Annotated in this window: 14 protein-coding genes; 11 read left to right on the top strand and 3 right to left on the bottom strand. The window is 71.7% G+C overall.

Annotation, left to right across the window (positions count from 1 at the left end; translation table 11 throughout):
- Positions 1 to 88 precede the first annotated feature (88 nt).
- From mtrA to ACIPPM_RS12580, 6 genes are all read left to right on the top strand, one after another.
- Positions 89 to 778 (top strand): two-component system response regulator MtrA, encoded by a 690-nt coding sequence (gene mtrA / locus ACIPPM_RS12605; RefSeq protein ID WP_202449105.1) that lies wholly within the window; start codon positions 89 to 91, stop codon positions 776 to 778.
- 1 nt (position 779) lies between these two features.
- On the top strand, positions 780 to 2,861 hold the full coding sequence (gene mtrB, locus ACIPPM_RS12600) for an MtrAB system histidine kinase MtrB (protein WP_401446331.1): 2,082 nt from the start codon (positions 780 to 782) through the stop codon (positions 2,859 to 2,861).
- Positions 2,851 to 4,740: an LpqB family beta-propeller domain-containing protein gene (locus ACIPPM_RS12595; protein ID WP_401446328.1), complete on the top strand. Its 1,890-nt coding sequence runs from the start codon at positions 2,851 to 2,853 to the stop codon at positions 4,738 to 4,740. Before mtrB ends, ACIPPM_RS12595 begins: the two co-directional genes overlap by 11 nt.
- 140 nt (positions 4,741 to 4,880) lie before the next feature.
- A complete protein-coding gene (locus ACIPPM_RS12590; RefSeq protein WP_401446325.1) occupies positions 4,881 to 5,744 on the top strand; it encodes a ComF family protein in 864 nt (287 codons plus the stop codon).
- A gap of 326 nt (positions 5,745 to 6,070) precedes the next feature.
- The gene (gene hpf, locus ACIPPM_RS12585; protein WP_401446480.1) at positions 6,071 to 6,763 is read left to right on the top strand and encodes a ribosome hibernation-promoting factor, HPF/YfiA family; all 693 of its coding nucleotides are present in this window, start codon (positions 6,071 to 6,073) and stop codon (positions 6,761 to 6,763) included.
- Positions 6,764 to 6,966: 203 nt separating this feature from the next.
- Positions 6,967 to 7,713 (top strand): response regulator, encoded by a 747-nt coding sequence (locus ACIPPM_RS12580; protein ID WP_393596581.1) that lies wholly within the window; start codon positions 6,967 to 6,969, stop codon positions 7,711 to 7,713.
- Between the two features lie 30 nt (positions 7,714 to 7,743).
- Here the strand turns inward: ACIPPM_RS12580 and ACIPPM_RS12575 are convergent, their stop codons facing one another.
- Together ACIPPM_RS12575 and ACIPPM_RS12570 are read right to left on the bottom strand one after the other, a co-directional pair.
- Positions 7,744 to 8,934 (bottom strand): winged helix-turn-helix domain-containing protein, encoded by a 1,191-nt coding sequence (locus tag ACIPPM_RS12575; RefSeq protein WP_401446322.1) that lies wholly within the window; start codon positions 8,932 to 8,934, stop codon positions 7,744 to 7,746.
- Between the two features lie 78 nt (positions 8,935 to 9,012).
- A complete protein-coding gene (locus tag ACIPPM_RS12570; protein ID WP_401446319.1) occupies positions 9,013 to 9,591 on the bottom strand; it encodes a GNAT family N-acetyltransferase in 579 nt (192 codons plus the stop codon).
- A 253-nt stretch (positions 9,592 to 9,844) separates the two neighbouring features.
- Between ACIPPM_RS12570 and secA the strand changes: the two genes are divergently transcribed.
- The gene (secA, locus tag ACIPPM_RS12565) at positions 9,845 to 12,694 is read left to right on the top strand and encodes a preprotein translocase subunit SecA (protein ID WP_401446316.1); all 2,850 of its coding nucleotides are present in this window, start codon (positions 9,845 to 9,847) and stop codon (positions 12,692 to 12,694) included.
- A gap of 96 nt (positions 12,695 to 12,790) precedes the next feature.
- Here the strand turns inward: secA and ACIPPM_RS12560 are convergent, their stop codons facing one another.
- Positions 12,791 to 13,273 carry an Rv3235 family protein gene (locus ACIPPM_RS12560; protein WP_401446313.1) on the bottom strand — a complete coding sequence of 161 codons (483 nt, stop codon included), beginning with the start codon at positions 13,271 to 13,273 and terminating at the stop codon, positions 12,791 to 12,793.
- 289 nt (positions 13,274 to 13,562) lie between these two features.
- On the opposite strand from ACIPPM_RS12560, the gene ACIPPM_RS12555 reads away from it, so the two are divergent.
- From ACIPPM_RS12555 to ACIPPM_RS12540, 4 genes are all read left to right on the top strand, one after another.
- On the top strand, positions 13,563 to 14,057 hold the full coding sequence (locus tag ACIPPM_RS12555; RefSeq protein WP_401446310.1) for a DUF6912 family protein: 495 nt from the start codon (positions 13,563 to 13,565) through the stop codon (positions 14,055 to 14,057).
- A 58-nt stretch (positions 14,058 to 14,115) separates the two neighbouring features.
- On the top strand, positions 14,116 to 14,784 hold the full coding sequence (locus ACIPPM_RS12550; RefSeq protein ID WP_401446307.1) for an HAD family hydrolase: 669 nt from the start codon (positions 14,116 to 14,118) through the stop codon (positions 14,782 to 14,784).
- Positions 14,785 to 15,357: 573 nt separating this feature from the next.
- Entirely contained in the window at positions 15,358 to 20,298 is a 4,941-nt protein-coding gene (locus tag ACIPPM_RS12545; RefSeq protein WP_401446304.1) for an NAD-glutamate dehydrogenase, read from the top strand.
- A gap of 158 nt (positions 20,299 to 20,456) precedes the next feature.
- The gene (locus ACIPPM_RS12540) at positions 20,457 to 21,905 is read left to right on the top strand and encodes a hypothetical protein (protein WP_401446477.1); all 1,449 of its coding nucleotides are present in this window, start codon (positions 20,457 to 20,459) and stop codon (positions 21,903 to 21,905) included.
- Positions 21,906 to 21,910: the final 5 nt, after the last annotated feature.

Below are 21,910 nucleotides of genomic sequence, written 5' to 3'. Positions count from 1 at the left end.
GGGGGCAGACAGTGACCGGTCGGTACGACTATCGTCACAGGCCAGTGACGTGCCTCACCTGCGGCTCTGTCGTCGTTATGAGAATGGGATGATGTCGTTTATGAAGGGACGAGTCCTTGTCGTCGACGACGACACCGCACTGGCCGAGATGCTCGGCATCGTGCTGCGTGGTGAAGGTTTTGAGCCGTCTTTCGTAGCCGACGGGGACAAGGCGCTGGCCGCTTTCCGGGAGGCCAAGCCCGATCTGGTGCTGCTGGACCTGATGCTGCCCGGCCGGGACGGCATCGAGGTGTGCCGCCTGATCAGGGCGGAGTCCGGTGTGCCCATCGTGATGCTCACGGCCAAGAGCGACACCGTGGATGTCGTGGTGGGCCTGGAGTCGGGCGCGGACGACTACATCGTGAAGCCGTTCAAGCCGAAGGAGCTGGTGGCCCGTATCCGGGCGCGGCTGCGGAGGTCGGAGGAGCCGGCGCCGGAGCAGCTCACCATCGGTGACCTGGTGATCGACGTGGCCGGGCACTCCGTGAAGCGGAACGGGCAGTCGATCGCGCTGACCCCGCTGGAGTTCGATCTGCTCGTCGCGCTCGCGCGCAAGCCGTGGCAGGTGTTCACCCGCGAGGTGCTGCTGGAGCAGGTCTGGGGTTACCGGCACGCCGCCGACACCCGGCTGGTCAACGTGCATGTGCAGCGGCTGCGTTCCAAGGTCGAGAAGGACCCGGAGCGGCCGGAGATCGTGGTGACCGTCCGAGGCGTCGGCTACAAGGCCGGACCGAGCTGACATGTCCGGGGACAGCGCCGCTTCGGCTCCCGGCCGGCCCGGCGCCGGTCCGGCACACGCGTCCGGCCCCGGTGCGGGGACCCCGCGCCGGGGCCGCCTCTTCACCGTCGCCCTGCTGAGCGGCGGTGTCCAGGGCAGTCCGGTCGTCCGGCTGTTCATCCGCTGGGTGCGCCGTCCGCTGCTGCCCGTCATGCGGCTGTGGCGGCGCAACATCCAGCTGCGGGTCGTCGCCACCACCCTGCTGATGTCGCTGGGCGTCGTCCTGCTGCTGGGCTTCGTCGTCATCGGCCAGGTGCGCAACGGGCTGCTGGACGCGAAGGTGAAGGCGTCGCAGAGCCAGGCCACCGGCGGTTTCGCCGTGGCCCGGCAGAGCGCCGACGAGACCGCGGCCGCCACCCACGGCACCACGGGCGTCAACGGCTCCGACGGCCAGCGGTCCCAGAACGTCATCCAGTGGATGAGCGACCTCGTGGAGTCGCTCTCCAGCGGCGGTTCGGGCGCCTTCGACGTGGTCACGCTGCCCGTCGGCGACGACAGCGGCGAGGGCCGCAGCCCGCGTGGTTCCGGGTACGTCAGCCCGGCCGACAGCGTGCCCGCGAGCCTGCGCGACCGGGTCAACAGCAGCACCAGCACCGCCGCCGCCCAGAGCTACACCCGCATCGTCTACAGCAACCGCAAGGAATCCCAGCCCGCGCTGGTCATCGGCAAGCAGGTCAACGACCCCAACGGCCACCCCTACGAGCTGTACTACCTCTTCCCGCTCACGCAGGAGGAGAAGTCGCTGAGCCTGGTCAAGGGCACCCTGGCGACGGCCGGCCTGTTCGTCGTCGTACTCCTCGGGGCCATCGCCTGGCTCGTGGTGCGGCAGGTCGTCACACCGGTGCGGATGGCGGCCGGGATCGCCGAACGGCTGTCCGCCGGTCGCCTCCAGGAGCGGATGAAGGTCACCGGCGAGGACGACATCGCGCGCCTCGGTGAAGCGTTCAACAAGATGGCGCAGAACCTCCAGCTCAAGATCCAGCAGCTCGAGGACCTCTCGCGGATGCAGCGGCGGTTCGTCTCCGACGTCTCGCACGAGCTGCGCACCCCGCTGACCACCGTACGGATGGCCGCGGACGTCATCCACGACGCCCGCGTGGACTTCGACCCGATGACCGCGCGGTCCGCGGAACTCCTCGCGGACCAGCTCGACCGGTTCGAGTCGCTGCTCGCCGACCTGCTGGAGATCAGCCGGTTCGACGCGGGCGCGGCCGCGCTGGAGGCCGAGCCGATCGATCTGCGAGAGGTCGTACGGCGGGTCGTCGGCGGTGCCGAGCCGCTCGCCGAGCGCAAGGGCAGCCGTATCCGCGTGGTCGGCGATCTGCAGCCCGTCGTCGCCGAGGCGGACGCCCGGCGGGTGGAGCGGGTGCTGCGCAACCTCGTCGTCAACGCCGTCGAGCACGGCGACGGCAAGGACGTCGTGGTCAAGCTCGCCAGTGCGGGCGGCGCCGTCGCCGTCGCGGTGCGCGACTACGGCGTCGGGCTCAAGCCCGGCGAGGCGACCCGGGTCTTCAGCCGCTTCTGGCGTGCCGACCCGGCACGCGCGCGTACTACCGGCGGCACCGGACTCGGGCTGTCGATCGCGCTGGAGGACGCCCGGCTGCACGGCGGCTGGCTCCAGGCGTGGGGCGAGCCGGGCGGCGGTTCGCAGTTCCGGCTGACCCTGCCGCGCACCGCCGACGAGCCGCTGCGGGGCTCGCCGATACCGCTGGAGCCCAAGGACTCGCGTCGCAACCGGGGCCTGGACGTCGGCGGGACGCCGCGCGGGGGAGCGGAGAAGCTGGCTACGGTCCCGGTGCAGCCGAACGGTGGCAACGCGTCCCCGCTTCCGCCGCGTCAGGGTGCCGCGTCGGCGGTGGCCGACCCGACGGCGCTGCCCGGCAACGGAAACGGCGGCGCGCGGGTCGTGCCTCGGCCGGCGAACGGTGGACGGCGGCCCGACGACAGAACCGGCACCCAGGTACCCGAACCGCGAGCGGCGGCTCGCCCGGAACCGGCCGGACAGGAATCGACCGAGGCAGGGGAGGCGTTCCGTGGTCGCTGACCGCGAGGGGGGCGCCCGGCGTACGCCGGGGCGCGCGGTGACATACGCGGTCTGCGGGGCCGTACTGCTCGGCGGATGCGCCTCGATGCCCGACAGCGGGGATCTGCGCAATGTGGAGTCCACGCCGCGCCAGGACACGGGGGTACGGGTCTTCGCCGTGCCGCCCGCCGAGGGCGCCACGGTCAACGACATCATGCAGGGCTTCCTGGAGGCGCTGACCAGCGACGATCCGCACTACGACACGGCGCGCAAGTACCTGACCGCCGAGGCGGCGCGTGCGTGGCGGCCGGAGGATTCGGCCACCGTCCTCGCCGACAGCCCCGGCGCCCTCCCCGATACCCCGCCGCCCGGCCGGGAACCGAACCCGGGACGCACCTATGTCCTGTCGGGCAGCCGGGTGGCCACGGTCGACGCGCGGCAGGCGTACGCCCCGGCGCACGGCGACTTCCGGGCCAAGGTGCATCTGACGCAGGACGCCAAGAGCAGGCAGTGGCGGATCGACGCGCCGCCCGAGGGTGTCGTGATGGGTAAGTCGGATTTCCAGCGCAATTACACGTCCGTCGACAAGTACTACTTCGCCACCCGCACCAGGGCCGGGACGTCGGAGGACCCGGTGGCGGTCGCCGACCCGGTGTTCGTGCGCAGCAAGGTCGACCCGATGACCCAGCTGGTGCGGTCGCTGCTGATCGGGCCGACCCGCTGGCTCGGCCCGGTGGTCAGGTCCAGCTTCCCGACCGGTACGGCGCTGCGGAACGGCACGACCGGGCTGGCCCCGGACGACAAGAACCGGCTGACCGTGCCGCTGAACGCCAAGGCGGCCCGCGTCGGTCGGGCCCGGTGCAGGGAGATGGCGACCCAGTTGCTGTTCACGCTGCGGAACCTGGCGCCGACCTTGGAGTCGGTCGACCTGCGCGGACCCGGCGACGACCAGCTGTGCGACCTGACCGAGAGCAGCGCGGACTCGGTCGCCTGGCGCGCCTCCGCCCAGAGCCCGGACTACCTCTACTTCCTGGACGGCAAGCACCGGCTGATCCGGCTGCCCGCCGCGGGCGCGGGCACCGGCGGCACCCCGGTGCCGGGCGCGTTCGGCGAGGGCGTCAGGCAGTTCGGTTCGGTCGCCGTCTCGCGGGACGAGCGCACGGCGGCCGGAGTCGGCGCGGACGGCAGGTCGCTGTACGTGACCCCGCTGGCCGCCGACGCGCCGCTGGAGCAGCCCGTGCTGACCAGCCAGGGCCCCACCGAGGACACCCGGCTGACCCGGCCCGGCTGGGACGCCCGGGGTGATCTGTGGGTGGCCGACATGAACCCGGCCCGGCCGCGGCTGTACGTCGTCCCGCGGGGCACCGGCAAGCCGGTGGCGGTGACGCTGCCGGAGCTGCCCGGCCCGATCCGGGACGTGCGGGTGGCCGCGGACGGGGCGCGGGTCGCGCTGGTCGTGGCGGTCGAGGGTGGCAAGCAGTCTCTGCTGATCGGCAGGATCGAGGGTGGCGACAGCGTGAGCGCAGACGGGAACGACGGCACCGGTGGGAACGGCGGGAGCGGGGACGGCTCGGCCGAGGCCCCCGCCGTCGTCGCCGCTCGTCCGGCGGCGCCCGACATGGAGCTGGTCACCGCGATGTCCTGGGCCGGTGACAGCCGCCTCGTCGTGGTCGGTCGTGAGCAGGGCGGTGTGCACCAGATGCGCTATGTGCAGGTGGACGGCTCGGTGCTGGAGGGACCGGCGCCGGCCGCGCTCTCCCGGGTGAAGGCGATCGCCTCCGCCGAGGACGACCGGGTGCCGCTGGTGGCTTGCTCGGAGGACGGGATCGTCCGGCTGCCGTCCGGCGCGCAGTGGCAGAAGGTGGACAAGGACGGTACGGCGCCGGTCTATCCGGGATAACCGTCGACCCGCCTGACCTGCGGTTTCCCGGCCGCGCTCACTCGTGCGGGTGAGCGGCGCCGGACGTCTGCCGGGGTTGTCCACAGGGGCGTTGTCCACAGGGGTGGCCGGGCCGCCCGGGCCTGGGCACAGTGGTGGACATGCGGGGATGGTGGCAGGACCTCACCGACCTGGCGCTGCCGACCGAGTGCGGCGGTTGCGGGTCACCACCGGCGGTGCTCTGCGCACGGTGCCGGACGTCACTGGAGCGTGCGGAGCCGCGCCGGGTGCGGCCGGTGCCCGAGCCACCGGGGCTTCCGGCGGTGTACGCCGCCGCTCCTTACGCACGGGAGGTCCGGGCACTCCTCCTCGCGCATAAGGAGCGGGGCGCGCTGGCGCTCACCGGGGCGCTGGGCGCGGCCCTGGCGGGAGCCGTGCGCGCCGGGCTCGGACCGGAACCCGGCCGGGCCGGGGCGGAGCCGGACGGCGGGCCGGTGATCCTCGTGCCCGTCCCCTCCGCCCGCTGGGCCGTGCGGCGGCGCGGGCACGACCCGGTGCGGCGGATGGCGCTCGTGGCGGCCGGGCGGCTGCGGCGCACCGGCACCCCGGCGCGGGTGGCCGCCGTGCTGCGGCAGCGGCGACCCGTGGTCGACCAGGCGGGGCTGGACGCGCGGCGCCGCCGGGAGAACCTGGCGGGCGCGCTGGAGGTGCGGGCGGGCGGCGCGCGTCTGCTCGCCGGGGGCCGGGTCGTGCTCGTGGACGACCTGATCACCACCGGCGCGAGCCTGGCCGAGGCGGCGCGCGCCGTGCGCGCGTCGGCCGGAACCCGGTGCGAGGCAGACAGGGCTGTGTATCGCGCCGCAACTCGGGAAGGTAGGGAGGAACGACGGATCGGGCCGAGATCACGGACGAGATCACAGGAAGGAAAGTCGGTGCATGGGGCACTGGAAAAGGAGCCGGTGAACATCACCGGAGAAGCCGTCCGGGCAGCGGTGATCGCCGCACCCCGTGATTCCTTCGAATAAACAGGGAACCGACCAAGAACTTGCGTCGTTGCAGGTAGCGAGGGGAGTAATTCACCTGAACGGAGGTACGCCTCAGTAGAGGGTGACGACATCCGTCCGGGCGAGATATGTTCGGTTGTGAGGAAAGGCCCAGGCCACACCTCTCATATCCGATTGCCGCGCCGTGGGTTTTGCACAATCACCCGCGCGTGACGGGATGGAGATCTCGCCCATGGGGGAGGAGGAGGTGGGAGTCACCGAGTCCGAGGTTCCGGGGCTCACCGGGACCTGGTGCGAAAGGGAGACGCTCCGCCTAGGGCGTGAGCGATCCGGGAACGGAGTTCTGCGTGGACATCGTCGTCAAGGGCCGCAAGACCGAAGTACCTGAGCGGTTCCGCAAGCACGTGGCCGAGAAGCTGAAGCTGGAGAAGATCCAGAAGCTCGACGGCAAGGTGATCAGCCTCGACGTCGAGGTGTCCAAGGAGCCCAACCCCCGACAGGCCGACCGCTGTGACCGGGTGGAGATCACGCTCCACTCCCGCGGTCCGGTGATCCGGGCGGAGGCATCGGCCAGCGACCCGTACGCGGCCCTCGACATGGCCGCGGAGAAGCTGGACGCCCGGCTGCGCAAGCAGCACGACAAGCGAGTCGTGCGCCGGGGCGCACGACGCACCCCGGCCGCCGAAGTACCCGACGTCGTCCCCGGCGTGGCGACGCTCTACCCCGACGGTGAGCCCGTCCCGACCGCCGAGTCCGACGGAGTGCCCACCAGGAAGATCGGCTCGCTGGAGGTCAAGGGCGACGGCCCGCTGATCGTCCGCGAGAAGACCCACGTCGCCTCCCCGATGAGCCTCGACCAGGCCCTCTACGAGATGGAACTGGTCGGCCACGACTTCTACTTGTTCGTCGACTCCGAGACCAAGGAGCCGAGCGTCGTCTACCGGCGACACGCATACGACTACGGCGTCATCCACCTCAACACGGACCCGATGGTGGCGGAGGCGCAGCCGCCCGCGGCGGGTGACACGCTGGGCGGCTGACCTGCCCGGCGGGAGCGGAGACGGTGCCCCTGGGACGCGCGTGCGCCCCCAGGGGCACCGGTGTGCGACCACTTCGCCCCCTGTGCGTCACCGTTCGGGCGCCGGAGCATGAAATCATGACCGCAGCGGCCCAACCGGTGGGCCGCTGCCTTGGGTTGGCGATGGCACGGAATCACGGGCCACGGCCTTCAGGGGGAGGAACGATGGCGGACACCTTCGGACCGATGCGCGACGCGGGCGCCGACGACGGCGTCATCGGCGCGGACCCGGACCTGGACCCTCCACGCGACGAGCCGATCCGGGTGCTGGTGGTGGACGACCACGCGCTCTTCCGCCGCGGCCTGGAGATCGTGCTCGCCGCCGAGGAGGACATCCAGGTCGTCGGCGAGGCGGGCGACGGCGCCGAGGCGGTGGACAAGGCGGCCGATCTGCTGCCCGACATCGTGCTGATGGACGTGCGGATGCCCAGACGGGGCGGGATCGAGGCATGCACCTCCATCAAGGAGGTCGCTCCCAGCGCGAAGATCATCATGCTGACGATCAGCGACGAGGAGGCCGACCTCTACGACGCCATCAAGGCGGGCGCGACCGGCTACCTCCTCAAGGAGATCTCCACGGACGAGGTGGCCACCGCCATCCGTGCCGTCGCGGACGGACAGTCGCAGATCAGCCCCTCCATGGCGTCCAAGCTCCTCACCGAGTTCAAGTCGATGATCCAGCGCACCGACGAGCGGCGGCTCGTGCCCGCCCCCCGGCTGACCGACCGGGAGCTGGAGGTGCTCAAGCTCGTCGCCACCGGGATGAACAACCGGGACATCGCCAAGGAGTTGTTCATCTCCGAGAACACCGTGAAGAACCACGTCCGCAACATCCTGGAGAAGCTGCAGCTGCACTCCCGGATGGAGGCGGTCGTCTACGCGATGCGCGAGAAGATCCTGGAGATCCGCTAGCGGCATCCCGACGCCCGCCCCCCCCAGCGGCTAGGAGAGGACGCGGGCGAGTTCCAGCGTGAGCGGGACGCGGAGTTCGGGGGCGTCCACCCGTTCCACGCGCACGTCCGTGCAGCCCACCCAGGACGCCGCCTCCACCAGGGCCTGCGCCACCCCCGGCACCGCCTTCGGACCGTCCAGCGTGACCTGCCTGGCCACCAGCGTGACGCCCTCGCGCGCGGGGTCGACCCGGCCGATCAGCCGCCCGCCGGACAGCACCGGCATGGCGAAGTAGCCGTACACCCGTTTCGGCTTGGGGACGTAAGCCTCCAGGCGGTGGGTGAAGCCGAAGATCCGCTCCGTGCGCGCCCGTTCCCAGATCAGCGAGTCGAACGGGGAGAGCAGCGTGGTGCGGTGCCGTCCGCGCGGGGGCGCCGCCAGCGCGGTCGGGTCCGCCCAGGCGGGCCTGCCCCAGCCCTCGACCTCGACCGGCACCAGCCCCGACTCGGCGATCACCGCGTCGACCTGCTCGCCCCGGAGACGGTGGTAGTCGGCGATGTCCGCGCGGGTGCCCACGCCCAGCGCCTCACCGGCCAGCCGGACCAGGCGGCGCAGGCACTCGGCGTCGTCCAGGTCGTCGTGCAGCAGGTCGGCCGGGATGGCGCGCTCGGCGAGGTCGTAGACCCGCTTCCAGCCGCGGCGCTCCACACAGACCACCTCGCCATACATCAGCGCGCGCTCCACGGCGACCTTGGCGCCGGACCAGTCCCACCAGTCGCTGGTGCGCTTCGCGCCGCCCAACTCCGTCGCGGTGAGCGGGCCTTCGGTGCGGAGCTGCTTGATCACCTGGTCGTAGGCGCCCTCGGGCAGCTGGTGGTTCCAGTGCGGGCGGTCGCGGTAGGCGCGGCGGCGGAAGGCGAAGTGCGGCCACTCCTCGACCGGGAGGATGCACGCGGCGTGCGACCAGTACTCGAAGGCGTGGGGCGCGCCGGAGGACGGGGTGTGCCAGTAGGCCGACTCCACGTCTTTGCGGCCGACCGCGCCCAGGCGCGCGTACGGGATCAGCTCATGGGACCGGGCCAGTACGGAGATGGTGTCGAGCTGGACCGCGCCGAGTGCCCGGAGCACCCCGCGCGCGCCGGAGCGGCGGTCGGGCGCGCCGAGGAAGCCCTGGGCCCGCAGGGCGAGGCGGCGGGCGTCGTCCGCGGTGAGGACGAGAGCGGGGCGCGGCAGGGTCGTCATGCCGGGGACGATAGAGGGTGCCACTGACAGCCCCCGCCGACCTGCGCATTCGTCACCCGCAGGTCCCCCGCGGGTCGCCTAGGGCCGGGCGGGGGCGGGCAGATAGGGCGCCGTCGACGGCAGTCCGAGGTCCGAGGGGAGCAGCGATCCCACCCAGGAGTCCCGTCGCACCCCCCTGCTGTCCACGCCCGCGCGCAGGACGCCCTCGACGGTGAAGCCGACCCGTTCGGCCACCGCGCGGGAGGCGGCGTTGCCGACCTCGGCGCGCCACTCCAGCCGGTCCATCGCGAGCGCCGTGAAGGCCCACCGGGCGACGGCCGAGACGGCCTCGGTGACGTATCCCCGGCCGCGGTGCTCCCTGGCGGCCCAGTAGCCGATCTCGCCGTGGCCGGGCCCGTGCGGCACGACGCTGAGCATGCCCGCCAGTCGTCCCGAGGGCGGGAAGGCGCCGAAGGTGTACATCGAGTCGGCCGCCCAGCCCTCGGGGACCGTGCCGCCGACGAACGTCTCGGCGTGCTCGCGCAGGTAGGGCGACGGGAAGGAGGAGATCCAGCGCTGGATGGCGGGGTCCTGGGCCGCCGCGAGCACCGCCTCGGTGTCGTCCGGGCGGACGGCGCGCAGCCGCAGGCGTTCGGTGGTCAGAACGACGGGGTCCATCCGGCGAGTGTGCGCGGACCGGACATCACGTGCCAAGGTATTTCGCCCTGCGTGAGCGACGTATCACCATTCGCGCAAATCATCGGCGTGGCGCGGCACCATCCGTGGTCCCCGGACGTTGTCCGGAGTGAAGGGACCACTGCGCCGCCGGGCCTCCCGGCGCGGCGGGGTCCTCGCATACGATGGCCGTTGCTTCATCAAGTCACATGGAAACCGACCGTCCCAGGCCCGACCGGCAAGGAGACCACCCCCCGTGTCCGTCCTCTCGAAGATCATGCGTGCAGGCGAAGGCAAGATCCTGCGCAAGCTGCACCGCATCGCGGACCAGGTCAACTCCATCGAAGAGGACTTCGCCGACCTCTCCGACGCCGAGCTGCGGGCTCTCACCGAGGAGTACAAGCAGCGGTACGCGGACGGCGAGAGCCTGGACGACCTGCTCCCCGAGGCGTTCGCCACCGTTCGCGAGGCCGCCAAGCGCGTCCTCGGCCAGCGTCACTACGACGTGCAGATCATGGGCGGCGCCGCGCTCCACCTCGGCTACGTGGCCGAGATGAAGACCGGTGAGGGCAAGACCCTCGTCGGCACCCTGCCCGCGTACCTGAACGCCCTCTCCGGTGACGGCGTCCACCTGATCACGGTCAACGACTACCTGGCCGAGCGCGACTCCGAGATGATGGGCCGCGTCCACAAGTTCCTCGGCCTCGAAGTCGGCTGCATCCTGGCCAACATGACGCCGGCCGAGCGCCGCGAGCAGTACGCGTGCGACATCACCTACGGCACGAACAACGAGTTCGGCTTCGACTACCTCCGCGACAACATGGCGTGGTCGCGGGACGAGCTGGTGCAGCGCGGCCACAACTTCGCCATCGTCGACGAGGTGGACTCCATCCTCGTCGACGAGGCCCGTACGCCGCTGATCATCTCCGGCCCCGCCGACCAGGCCACCAAGTGGTACGGCGACTTCTCCAAGCTGGTCACCCGCCTCAAGCGCGGCGAGGCCGGCAACCCCCTCAAGGGCATCGAGGAGACCGGTGACTACGAGGTCGACGAGAAGAAGCGCACCGTCGCCATCCACGAGACCGGTGTCTCCAAGGTCGAGGACTGGCTGGGCATCGAGAACCTCTACGAGTCGGTGAACACCCCGCTCGTCGGCTACCTGAACAACGCCATCAAGGCGAAGGAGTTGTTCAAGAAGGACAAGGACTACGTCGTCATGGACGGCGAAGTCATGATCGTCGACGAGCACACCGGCCGTATCCTCGCCGGTCGCCGCTACAACGAGGGCATGCACCAGGCGATCGAGGCGAAGGAAGGGGTGGACATCAAGGACGAGAACCAGACGCTCGCCACGATCACCCTGCAGAACTTCTTCCGCCTCTACAAGCGGCACGACCACGACGGCAAGGACGTGCCCGGTCTCTCCGGCATGACCGGTACGGCGATGACCGAGGCCGCCGAGTTCCACCAGATCTACAAGCTCGGCGTCGTCCCGATCCCGACCAACCGGCCGATGGTCCGCAAGGACCAGTCGGACCTGATCTACCGCACCGAGGTCGCCAAGTTCGAGGCGGTCGTCGACGACATCGCCGAGAAGCACGAGAAGGGCCAGCCGATCCTGGTCGGCACCACCTCGGTGGAGAAGTCGGAGTACCTCTCCCAGCAGCTCAGCAAGCGCGGCATCCAGCACGAGGTGCTGAACGCCAAGCACCACGAGCGTGAGGCGTCGATCGTCGCGCAGGCGGGCCGCAAGGGCGCCGTGACGGTGGCCACCAACATGGCCGGCCGCGGTACGGACATCAAGCTCGGCGGCAACCCCGAGGACCTCGCCGAGGCGGAGCTGCGTCAGCACGGCCTCGACCCCGAGGAGCACATCGAGGAGTGGGCGGCCGCGCTGCCCGCCGCGCTGGGCCGGGCCGAGCAGGCGGTGAAGGCCGAGAAGGAGGAGGTCGAGGTCAGCGGCGGCCTCTACGTCCTCGGCACCGAGCGGCACGAGTCGCGCCGTATCGACAACCAGCTGCGCGGTCGTTCCGGCCGTCAGGGCGACCCCGGCGAGTCCCGGTTCTACCTCTCGCTCGGTGACGACCTGATGCGGCTGTTCAAGGCGCAGATGGTCGAGCGCGTGATGGCGATGGCCAACGTCCCCGACGACGTGCCGATCGAGAACAAGATGGTCACCCGCGCGATCGCGTCCGCGCAGTCGCAGGTCGAGACCCAGAACTTCGAGACGCGCAAGAACGTCCTGAAGTACGACGAGGTGCTCAACCGGCAGCGCGAGGTCATCTACGGCGAGCGCCGTCGCGTCCTGGAGGGCGAGGACCTGCAGGAGCAGGTGCAGCACTTCATGAACGACACGATCGACGAGTACATCGCCGCCGAGACCGCCGACGGCTTCCCCGAGGACTGGGACCTGGACCGTCTGTGGGGCGCCTTCCGGCAGCTCTACCCGGTGAAGGTCACCATCGAGGAGCTGGAGGACGCCGCGGGCGACCGGGCCGGTCTGACCGCGGAGTTCATCTCCGAGTCCATCAAGGACGACATCTACGAGCAGTACGCGGCGCGCGAGACGCAGCTCGGCTCCGAGATCATGCGTGAGCTGGAGCGCCGGGTCGTGCTGTCGGTGCTGGACCGCAAGTGGCGCGAGCACCTCTACGAGATGGACTACCTCCAGGAGGGCATCGGCCTGCGCGCGATGGCGCAGAAGGACCCGCTGGTGGAGTACCAGCGCGAGGGCTTCGACATGTTCACCGCCATGATGGAGGGCATCAAGGAGGAGTCCGTCGGCTACCTGTTCAACCTGGAGGTCCAGGTCGAGCAGCAGGTCGAGGAGGTTCCGGTCGAGGCCGGGCCGCTCGGCGAGGGTCCGCAGGACATGGTGCCCGCGCAGGTTCCCGCCGGGCCGCGTCCGGAGATCCGGGCCAAGGGCCTGGACGTGCCGCAGCGCCGGGAGCTCCACTTCTCCGCGCCCACCGTGGACGGCGAGGGCGGGGTCATCGAGCGCGACCTGGAGGACGAGGAGCCCATGCGCTACGAGTCCGAGTCCGACGGTCTGACCCGCGCGGAGCGCCGCCGCCAGGCCAAGGGCGGCCGACGCCGTAAGAAGTAACGCCCGCGCGGTGTGCGCGGTGACTCGGGGCCGGACCTCCTTCGCGGGGGACCGGCCCCGAGCCGTGTCCGGGGCCCAGACCCCCTCAGTCGCCGCTCAGGGCCCTGCTGGGCGGCGGCCCGGGGGAGTGGCCAGCTCCACCGCCGTGCAGCGCCAGCGGAGGTCCTCGGACTGTTCCAGCCGGAACGCCAGGGCGCGCAGGTGGTCGCCCGCGGCGATGCGGGCGAAGACCTCCAGGGCGCCGGCGCGGGGGACGAACCAGCCGAGGTCGTGGACGGTGGGACGGGCGCCCCGGGCGCGGAGCGGGGCGCGTTCGGCGAGGCGGACCAGGTCGTCGTAGGCGGCGCCCGCGGTGTGGCGGAGCATCCAGTGGACGGGGCGCTGGCCGCTCAGCACGGCCAGCAGGCGGTCCGCGAAGAGATCCGTGGGGCGCGCCGTGCCGCTGGGATGCGCCGTGCCGGTGGGGCGTGCCGTGCCGGTGCGGCCGCGTGCGGGGGTGCCGGGGCGGCGGGTGTCGTGGCGGGTCGGCGGGCGGTGGTGCGGCCGTGTCTGCGGCTTACGGCTCATGACCTTGTTCATGGAAGTCCCCGTTCTCACCGCCCGGCGGATACCGGGCGGTAACTCAAGTCGGTGGGGACCTTGTACGGGGGCGGGGGCAGGCCCGGCAAGGACGTCCGGCCGGTGTCGCGGGCCACGCGGGCTTCACTTATCCGGATGACGGAGGGCCCCGGAAGCCTTGTGGCCCCGTGTGCGGTGGGGTGAGATCCGGTGCGCGGGGTGGACGCCGTACGGGGGTCGGGTGGGGACTCGAAAGGGGACGGCCGCACGTATTCTGGAGGCCCTCCTCTGACCAGGAAAGAGCGGCCCGATGCGCGTCTACGTACCCCTGACCCTCCCCGGTCTCGCCGAGGCCCATGAGACGGGCGTGCTGGCAGCGGAACCGTTCGCCGCCTACGCCGTGACGCCCGCGCTGCGCGAGTGGTGCGGCACCGACGACCTGGAGGAGCTGGAGTACGCGGCGCTCGGCGAGGCCGCGCACGCCTCGCTGCGGCTGCTGGCCGGTGACTCCGGCGCGGCCCCGCGCCGGATCGTCGTCGCGCTCGACGTCGCGGACGGCGCCGTCACCCCGGACGCGGACGGCCTCGGCGAGGTGACCGTCGCCGCGTCGGCCCGGCTCGCCAAGGCCGCGGCGGTGCACGCCGACGCCGACGACGCCGAGGCGGACGTGACGGCGGCGGCGCGGGCGCTGAAGGCCGCCGACGGCGGGGACGAGGCGGCCGGCGCCACCGTGGACGGCGCCGAGCACCACGAGCTGCTGTGGTTCGCCACGCAGGAGATCCCCACTCTGCTCGCACCCCGCTGACCTGCGCAGATCCCCTCGCCCCCGGTGATTGTCAGTGGTGCCGGGTACGGTTTTCGGCATGGGGAATCAGCACAGCGCGCACATCGTCTGGGACTGGAACGGCACCCTGTTCCACGACAACGACGCGATCATCGGGGCGACCAACGCGGCCTTCGCCGAGCTGGGCCTGGAGCCGATCACGCTCGAGCGGTACCGCGCGCTGTACTGCGTCCCCGTGCCGAGGTTCTACGAGCGCCTGATCGGCCGGATGCCCAGTGACCTCGAGTGGGAGGTCATGGACGGCGCCTTCCACCGGCACTACCTCGAGCACCGCGCCCGCTGCGGGCTGACCGAGGGCGCGGCCGAGCTGCTGGCCGACTGGGGGACGGCCGGGCACAGCCAGTCCCTGCTGAGCATGTACGGCCACGAGGACCTGGTCCCGCTGGTGCGCGGCTTCGGCATCGAGTCGCACTTCCTGCGCGTCGACGGGCGCACCGGCCCCTCGGGCGGCAGCAAGGCCGAGCACATGGTCCGCCACCTTCAGGCGCTGAACACCCTGGTCGACCCCGAGCGGACCGTGGTCATCGGCGACGCGGCCGACGACGCGCTGGCCGCCCACCACGTCGGCGCCCACGCCGTGCTCTACACGGGCGGCTCGCACGGCCCGGAGAGCCTGCGCGGGACCGGCGCCCCGGTGGTGGACAGCCTGGCCGAGGCGGTCGCCGAGGCCCGCCGAATAGCGGCCTAGCCGCAGCACACCCATCCCACCCGGGCCGCAGCACACCACCCCACCCGAGGGGAACGCCCGCACGGCCGTGCGCCGGACGTGCGAGCCGGAGCCGCCCGGCGCGTTCCGGGAGCGCGTCCGGATACGGCACCGGGCGCCCCGCCGCCGCTGTGCAGAACGTCAAACTTCACCCCCCGGTTTTGTACACATACGGCTCATGACGGGGCCCCCGTCGGGAGCGATAGCCTTGTGGCGTGATCAGCGCGATAGCTCGCGGGGACGAGACCGTCCCTGCCCCGCGCCCGGGCCGCACGGACAACCTCCGTGACCGGGCGGCGGTCGCTGGTCCGCTCGGGCGGGACAGGGGCGCCATGCCGCCCCGGACCCCGGGGACGGCCTCCGGCACGACGGTGCGGAGAGCAGCGTCGCTTCCGACAAGTCTGTCGACAATGGCCGAAATCCCTCCGCCCATCTCACCTCGCGGCATAGCGTCGGAACGGACCGGACACCTCGGGCCGTGGCGTCATGCCGGAGGGGGAGAGACCGTACTTCCTTCTACGTCACGCAACGGCGCGCGACAGGAGCCAGAGGACAATGCAGACCAAGCTGGACGAAGCCAAGGCCGAGCTGCTCGATCGGGCCGCCCGGGTAGCTGAGAACAGCCCGGCCGGGGGGCACCTACCGACCGGGACCACGAACGAGGGCACCCCCGGCACCCCGGACAGCGAAGCCGTGCTCGCGTTCCTCCAGCGCTACTACCTGCACACCGCCCCGGAAGACCTCGCCGACCGCGACCCGGTCGACGTCTTCGGTGCCGCGGTCTCGCACTACCGCCTCGCCGAGACGCGCCCCCAGGGCACGGCCAACGTGCGGGTGCACACCCCCTCCGTGGAGGAGAACGGGTGGACGTGCAGCCACACCGTGGTGGAGGTCGTCACCGACGACATGCCCTTCCTGGTCGACTCGGTGACCAACGAGCTGACCCGCCAGGGACGCGGCATCCACGTCGTGATCCACCCGCAGGTCGTCGTCCGCCGGGACCTGACCGGCAAGCTGATCGAGGTCCTGCCCACCGGCCCGCACGGCGAGCTTCCGCACGACGGGCACGTCGAGTCCTGGATCCACGTCGAGATCGACCGCGAGACCGACCGCGCCGACCTCAAGCAGATCTCCGCCGACCTGCTGCGCGTCCTGTCCGACGCCCGCGAGGCCGTCGAGGACTGGGAGAAGATGCGCGACGCGGCCGTCCGGATCGCGGACGGCCTGGCGGACGAGCCCCGCCCCGCCGACCTGCCCGCCGCCGAGGTGGAGGAGGCCCGCGAGCTGCTGCGCTGGCTCTCCGCCGACCACTTCACCTTCCTCGGCTACCGCGAGTACGAGCTGCGCGGTGACGACTCCCTGAGCGCCAAGGCGGGCACCGGTCTCGGCATACTGCGCTCCGACCCGCACCACACCGAGGACGACGAGCACCCCGTCAGCCCCTCCTTCGAGCGGCTCCCGGCCGACGCCCGCGCCAAGGCCCGCGAGCACAAGCTGCTGGTGCTGACCAAGGCCAACAGCCGGTCCACCGTGCACCGGCCGTCGTACCTGGACTACATCGGCGTCAAGAAGTTCGACGCGGACGGCAACGTCGTCGGTGAGCGCCGCTTCCTCGGGCTGTTCTCCTCCGCCGCGTACACCGAGTCGGTGCGCCGGGTCCCGGTGATCCGCCGCAAGGTCGCCGAGGTGCTGGAGCGCGCCGGGTTCTCGCCCAACAGCCACGACGGCCGCGACCTGCTCCAGATCCTGGAGACCTACCCGCGCGACGAGCTGTTCCAGACGCCGCCCGCCGAGCTCCAGTCGATCGCCACCAGCGTCCTCTACCTCCAGGAACGCCGACGGCTCCGGCTCTACCTCCGCCAGGACGAGTACGGCCGCTACTACTCGGCCCTCGTCTACCTGCCGCGCGACCGGTACACCACCGGGGTCCGGCTGCGGATCATCGACATCCTCAAGGAGGAACTGGGCGGCACCAGCGTCGACTTCACCGCCTGGAACACCGAGTCGATCCTGTCCCGGCTGCACTTCGTCGTCCGCGTCCAGCCCGGCACCGAGCTGCCCCAGCTGTCCGACGCCGACAAGGAGCGCATCGAGGCCCGCCTGGTCGAGGCCACCCGCTCCTGGTCCGACGGCTTCGCCGAGGCGCTCAACGCCGAGTGCGGCGAGGAGCGCGCCGCCGAGCTGCTGCGCCGTTACAGCAACGCCTTCACCGAGGGCTACAAGGCCGACCACTCCCCGCGCGCGGCCGTCGCCGACCTGGTCCACCTGGAGCGGCTCAGCAACGACAAGGGCAACGACTTCTCGCTCAGCCTGTACGAGCCGGTCGGCGCCGCCCCCGGCGAGCGCCGGTTCAAGATCTACCGCAAGGGCGACGCGGTCTCCCTCTCCGCCGTGCTGCCGGTCCTCAACCGGCTCGGCGTCGAGGTCGTCGACGAGCGCCCCTACGAGCTGCGCCGCACCGACCGCAGCGCCGCCTGGATCTACGACTTCGGCCTCCGGCTGCCCCAGACGGCCGGCGGCGACCACCTCGGCGAGGACGGCCGCGAGCGGTTCCAGGAGGCGTTCGCCGCGACCTGGACCGGCCAGGCGGAGAACGACGGCTTCAACGCCCTCGTGCTGAGCGCCGGTCTCACCTGGCGTCAGGCGACGGTGCTGCGCGCCTACGCCAAGTACCTGCGCCAGGCGGGCTCCACCTTCAGCCAGGACTACATGGAGGACACCCTCCGCAACAACGTCCACACCACCCGGCTGCTGGTCTCCCTGTTCGAGGCCCGGATGTCCCCGGACCGGCAGAAGGCCGGGCTGGAGATCACCGACGCCCTGCTGGAGGAGCTGGACGCCGCGCTGGACCAGGTGGCGAGCCTGGACGAGGACCGCATCCTGCGCTCCTTCCTGACCGTCATCAAGGCCACCCTGCGCACCAACTTCTTCCAGGAGGCCCGCGACGGCGGTCCGCACGCCTATGTGTCGATGAAGTTCGACCCGCAGGCCATCCCGGACCTGCCCGCGCCGCGCCCGGCGTACGAGATCTGGGTGTACTCGCCGCGGGTCGAGGGTGTGCACCTGCGCTTCGGCAAGGTCGCGCGCGGCGGTCTGCGCTGGTCGGACCGGCGCGAGGACTTCCGTACCGAGATCCTCGGCCTCGTCAAGGCGCAGATGGTGAAGAACACCGTCATCGTGCCGGTCGGCGCCAAGGGCGGCTTCGTCGCCAAGCAGCTGCCCGACCCGGCCGTGGACCGGGACGCGTGGCTCACCGAGGGCATCGAGAGCTACAAGACGTTCATCTCGGCGCTGCTCGACATCACCGACAACATGGTGGCCGGTGAGGTCGTCCCGCCGCAGGACGTGGTCCGGCACGACGGCGACGACACCTACCTGGTGGTCGCGGCCGACAAGGGCACGGCGACGTTCTCCGACATCGCCAACGAGGTCGCGGAGTCCTACGACTTCTGGCTCGGGGACGCCTTCGCCTCCGGCGGCAGCGCGGGCTACGACCACAAGGGCATGGGCATCACCGCCCGCGGCGCCTGGGAGTCGGTGAAGCGGCACTTCCGCGAGCTGGACCTGGACACCCAGTCCGAGGACTTCACGGTCGTCGGCATTGGTGACATGTCCGGTGACGTGTTCGGCAACGGCATGCTGCTCTCCGAGCACATCCGTCTGGTCGCCGCCTTCGACCACCGGCACATCTTCATCGACCCGGTCCCGGACGCGGCCACCGGCTACGCCGAGCGCCGCCGCCTGTTCGAGCTGCCCCGCTCCAGCTGGGCCGACTACGACACCTCGCTGCTGTCGGCGGGCGGCGGGATCTTCCCGCGCAGCGCCAAGTCGATCCCGCTCAACAGCCACATCCGGGAGGCGCTGGGCATCGAGGAGAAGATCTCCAAGATGACCCCGGCCGACCTGATGAAGACGATCCTGAAGGCGCCGGTCGACCTGCTGTGGAACGGCGGCATCGGCACCTACGTCAAGTCCTCGGCGGAGACCGACGCCGACGTCGGTGACAAGGCCAACGACGCCATCCGCGTCGACGGCGCCGACCTGCGCGTCAAGGTCGTCGGCGAGGGCGGCAACCTGGGCCTGACCCAGCTCGGCCGGATCGAGTTCGCCCTCCAGGGCGGCCGGATCAACACCGACGCCATCGACAACAGCGCCGGTGTGGACACCTCCGACCACGAGGTGAACATCAAGATCCTGCTGAACAGCGTGGTCGCCGACGGCGACATGACCGTCAAGCAGCGCAACAAGCTGCTCGCGGAGATGACCGACGAGGTCGGCGCGCTCGTCCTGCGCAACAACTACGCGCAGAACACCGCGCTGGCCAACGCGCTCGCCCAGTCCAAGGACATGCTGCACGCGCAGGCCCGGTTCATCCGGCACCTGGTCCGCGAGGGCCACCTCAACCGGGCGCTGGAGTTCCTGCCCACCGACCGCCAGATCCGGGAGCGGCTGAACCAGGGCCAGGGCCTCACCAGCCCGGAGACCGCGGTGCTGCTGGCGTACACGAAGATCACGGTCGCCGAGGAGCTGCTGCACACCTCGCTGCCGGACGACGAGTACCTGCGCGGTCTGCTGCACGCCTACTTCCCGAGCGCCCTGCGCGAGCGGTTCGCGGAGGCCGTCGACAGCCACCCGCTGCGCCGTGAGATCACCACGACCGTGCTGGTCAACGACACGGTGAACACGGGCGGCACCACGTATCTGCACCGGCTGCGCGAGGAGACCGGCGCCTCGCTGGAGGAGATCGTCCGCGCCCAGACCGCGGCCCGCGCGATCTTCTGCTCGTCCCCGGTGTGGGACGCGGTGGAGGCGCTGGACAACCAGGTGGAAGCGGCCGTCCAGACCCGTATCCGGCTGCACTCGCGGCGGCTGGTCGAGCGGGGCACCCGCTGGCTGCTGAACAACCGGCCGCAGCCGCTCCAGCTCGCCGAGACCGTGGAGTTCTTCGCGGACCGGGTCGAGCAGGTCTGGCAGCAGATGCCGAAGCTGCTGCGCGGCGCGGACCTCGAGTGGTACCAGCACGTCTACGACGAGCTGACCGACGCCGGTGTCCCGGCCGAACTCGCCACCCGCGTGGCCGGGTTCTCCTCCGCCTTCCCGGCGCTGGACATCGTCTCGGTGGCCGACCGCATGGGCAAGGAGCCGCTGGACGTGGCCGAGGTGTACTACGACCTCGGCGACCGGCTGCACATCTCCCAGCTGATGGACCGCATCATCGAGCTGCCCCGCGCGGACCGCTGGCAGTCGATGGCCCGCGCCTCCATCCGCGAGGACCTGTACGCGGCCCACGCCGCCCTCACCGCGGACGTGCTCGCGGCGGGCAACGGCACCTCCACGCCGGAGCAGCGGTTCAAGGCGTGGGAGGAGAAGAACGCGCCCATCCTGAGCCGGGCACGCGCCACGCTGGAGGAGATCCGGGGCTCGGACGCGTTCGACCTCGCCAACCTGTCGGTGGCGATGCGCACGATGCGGACGCTGCTGCGCACCCACGCGTGACACCGCGCGGCACCGCCTGAAGCGAGGGCGCCCCGGACCGGAGAACCCGGCCGGGGCGCCCTCGTCGATATCCGGATGATCTGCCCGTTTCGGATAGGGTCTGGCCCGTGACAGCGAACCTCACCGGGTCCCGCGCGCGGCGCGGCCGTCCGTCGACGGTGGCCCCGTCACTGGTGGCCGTCGCCCTCGCCGCGCTCGTCCTGCTGCTGACGCTGCTGGCCGTCGTCCGGCTGCCCTGGGCCGGTGACCTCGGCATGCACGCGGCGACCGTGCAACGGCTGCGGCACAGCCTGCTCGACCCCGGCAACCCGCTGGTCGACGCGGACACGCCGAGCCCGTACTACTCGCCGTGGATGCTGGTGCTGGGCTGCCTGGCCCGGCTCACCGGGCTGTCGGTGTTCACGGTGCTGCGGATCGGCGCGCTCGTCGGGCTCGGCCTGCTGTTCAGCGGGGTGTGGCGGTACGTCCGCACGCTCAGCGCGCACCGGGCGGCGCCCGCGCTCGCGATCCTGTGCCTGGTCTTCCTGTGGGGCCCGGACCTGCTCAACTGGAGCGGTTTCCTCGGCCTGAACTCCCTGGCGCTGACGGTGGCGTACCCCAGCGTGTTCGCGCTCGGGCTGTCCTTCCACTTCTGGGCGTGGCTCACGATCACGCTGCGCACGTCCGACGGCTGGGTCCGCTGGCTCGGCCTCGGGGCGCTGTGGGCGCTGATCCTGCTGTGCCACCAGTTCACCGGCGTGGTGGCCACCCTGGGCGCGCTCGCCACGGTGCTCGCCGCCCGCCCCGGCCGCCGGGTCCTGCTCCGGGCGGGCGCCGCGCTCGTCGTGGGCGTGGTCCTGCTGGGGCTGTGGCCGTACTACGACTTCTTCGCGCTGTTCTCCGCCGGGGCCGGTCTGGAGGCGATCCACCGCTCGCTCTACTCCGACCTGCCCGGCCGGTTCGGGCTGGCGCTGCTGGGGGTGGCGGCGCTCGTCCTGCGCTGGCGGCGCGATCACCGCGATCCGCTGGTGCTGTTCTTCGTGCTGGGCGTGCTGCTGTTCGCGGCCGGGGGCCTCACCGGGCACTACTCCTGGGGCCGGGCCGCGCCCGCCGCGCTGATCCCGGCCCAGCTCGCGGCCGCGCTGGAGACCGTGTCGGCCGGGCGGCGGGCGGTCCGGCTCGGCTGGGCCTGCGTGCTGGCGGCCGCGCTGGCCGTGGGCGCCTGGGGCCAGGCGGGCATGCTCGGCTATGTCGTCCCGCGCGACGCGCTGCCCGCCCCGCTCGCCGCCAAGTACCGCCCGCCGTGGACCGGTTACCACTGGATCACGCCCTGGGTCGGCTACGGGGACGTGGTGATGGCCCGTACGATGCCCGCCCGGCAGATCCCGGCGTACGGGCCGTACACCGTGGCGCCCGGCTACCCGGACGTGTTCCTGCCGGACCAGGGCGGCCGGGACGCGGCGGTGGAGCGGTACTTCGACGCCGGTACCTCCTCCGACGCCCGGCGGGCCATAGCGCGCCGGTACGGGGTGCGCTGGGTGATCGGCCCGGCTGCCGACGCCGAGCCGTGGCTGCGCCCGGTGACCACCGGCCCGGCCGGACAGGTGCTCTACGAGGTCCGCGGCTGACCGGG

The organism is Streptomyces sp. NPDC090119 (assembly GCF_044747085.1).
In the GTDB taxonomy this organism is placed as follows: domain Bacteria; phylum Actinomycetota; class Actinomycetes; order Streptomycetales; family Streptomycetaceae; genus Streptomyces.
This window is presented reverse-complemented; position numbering and strand designations above follow the sequence as displayed.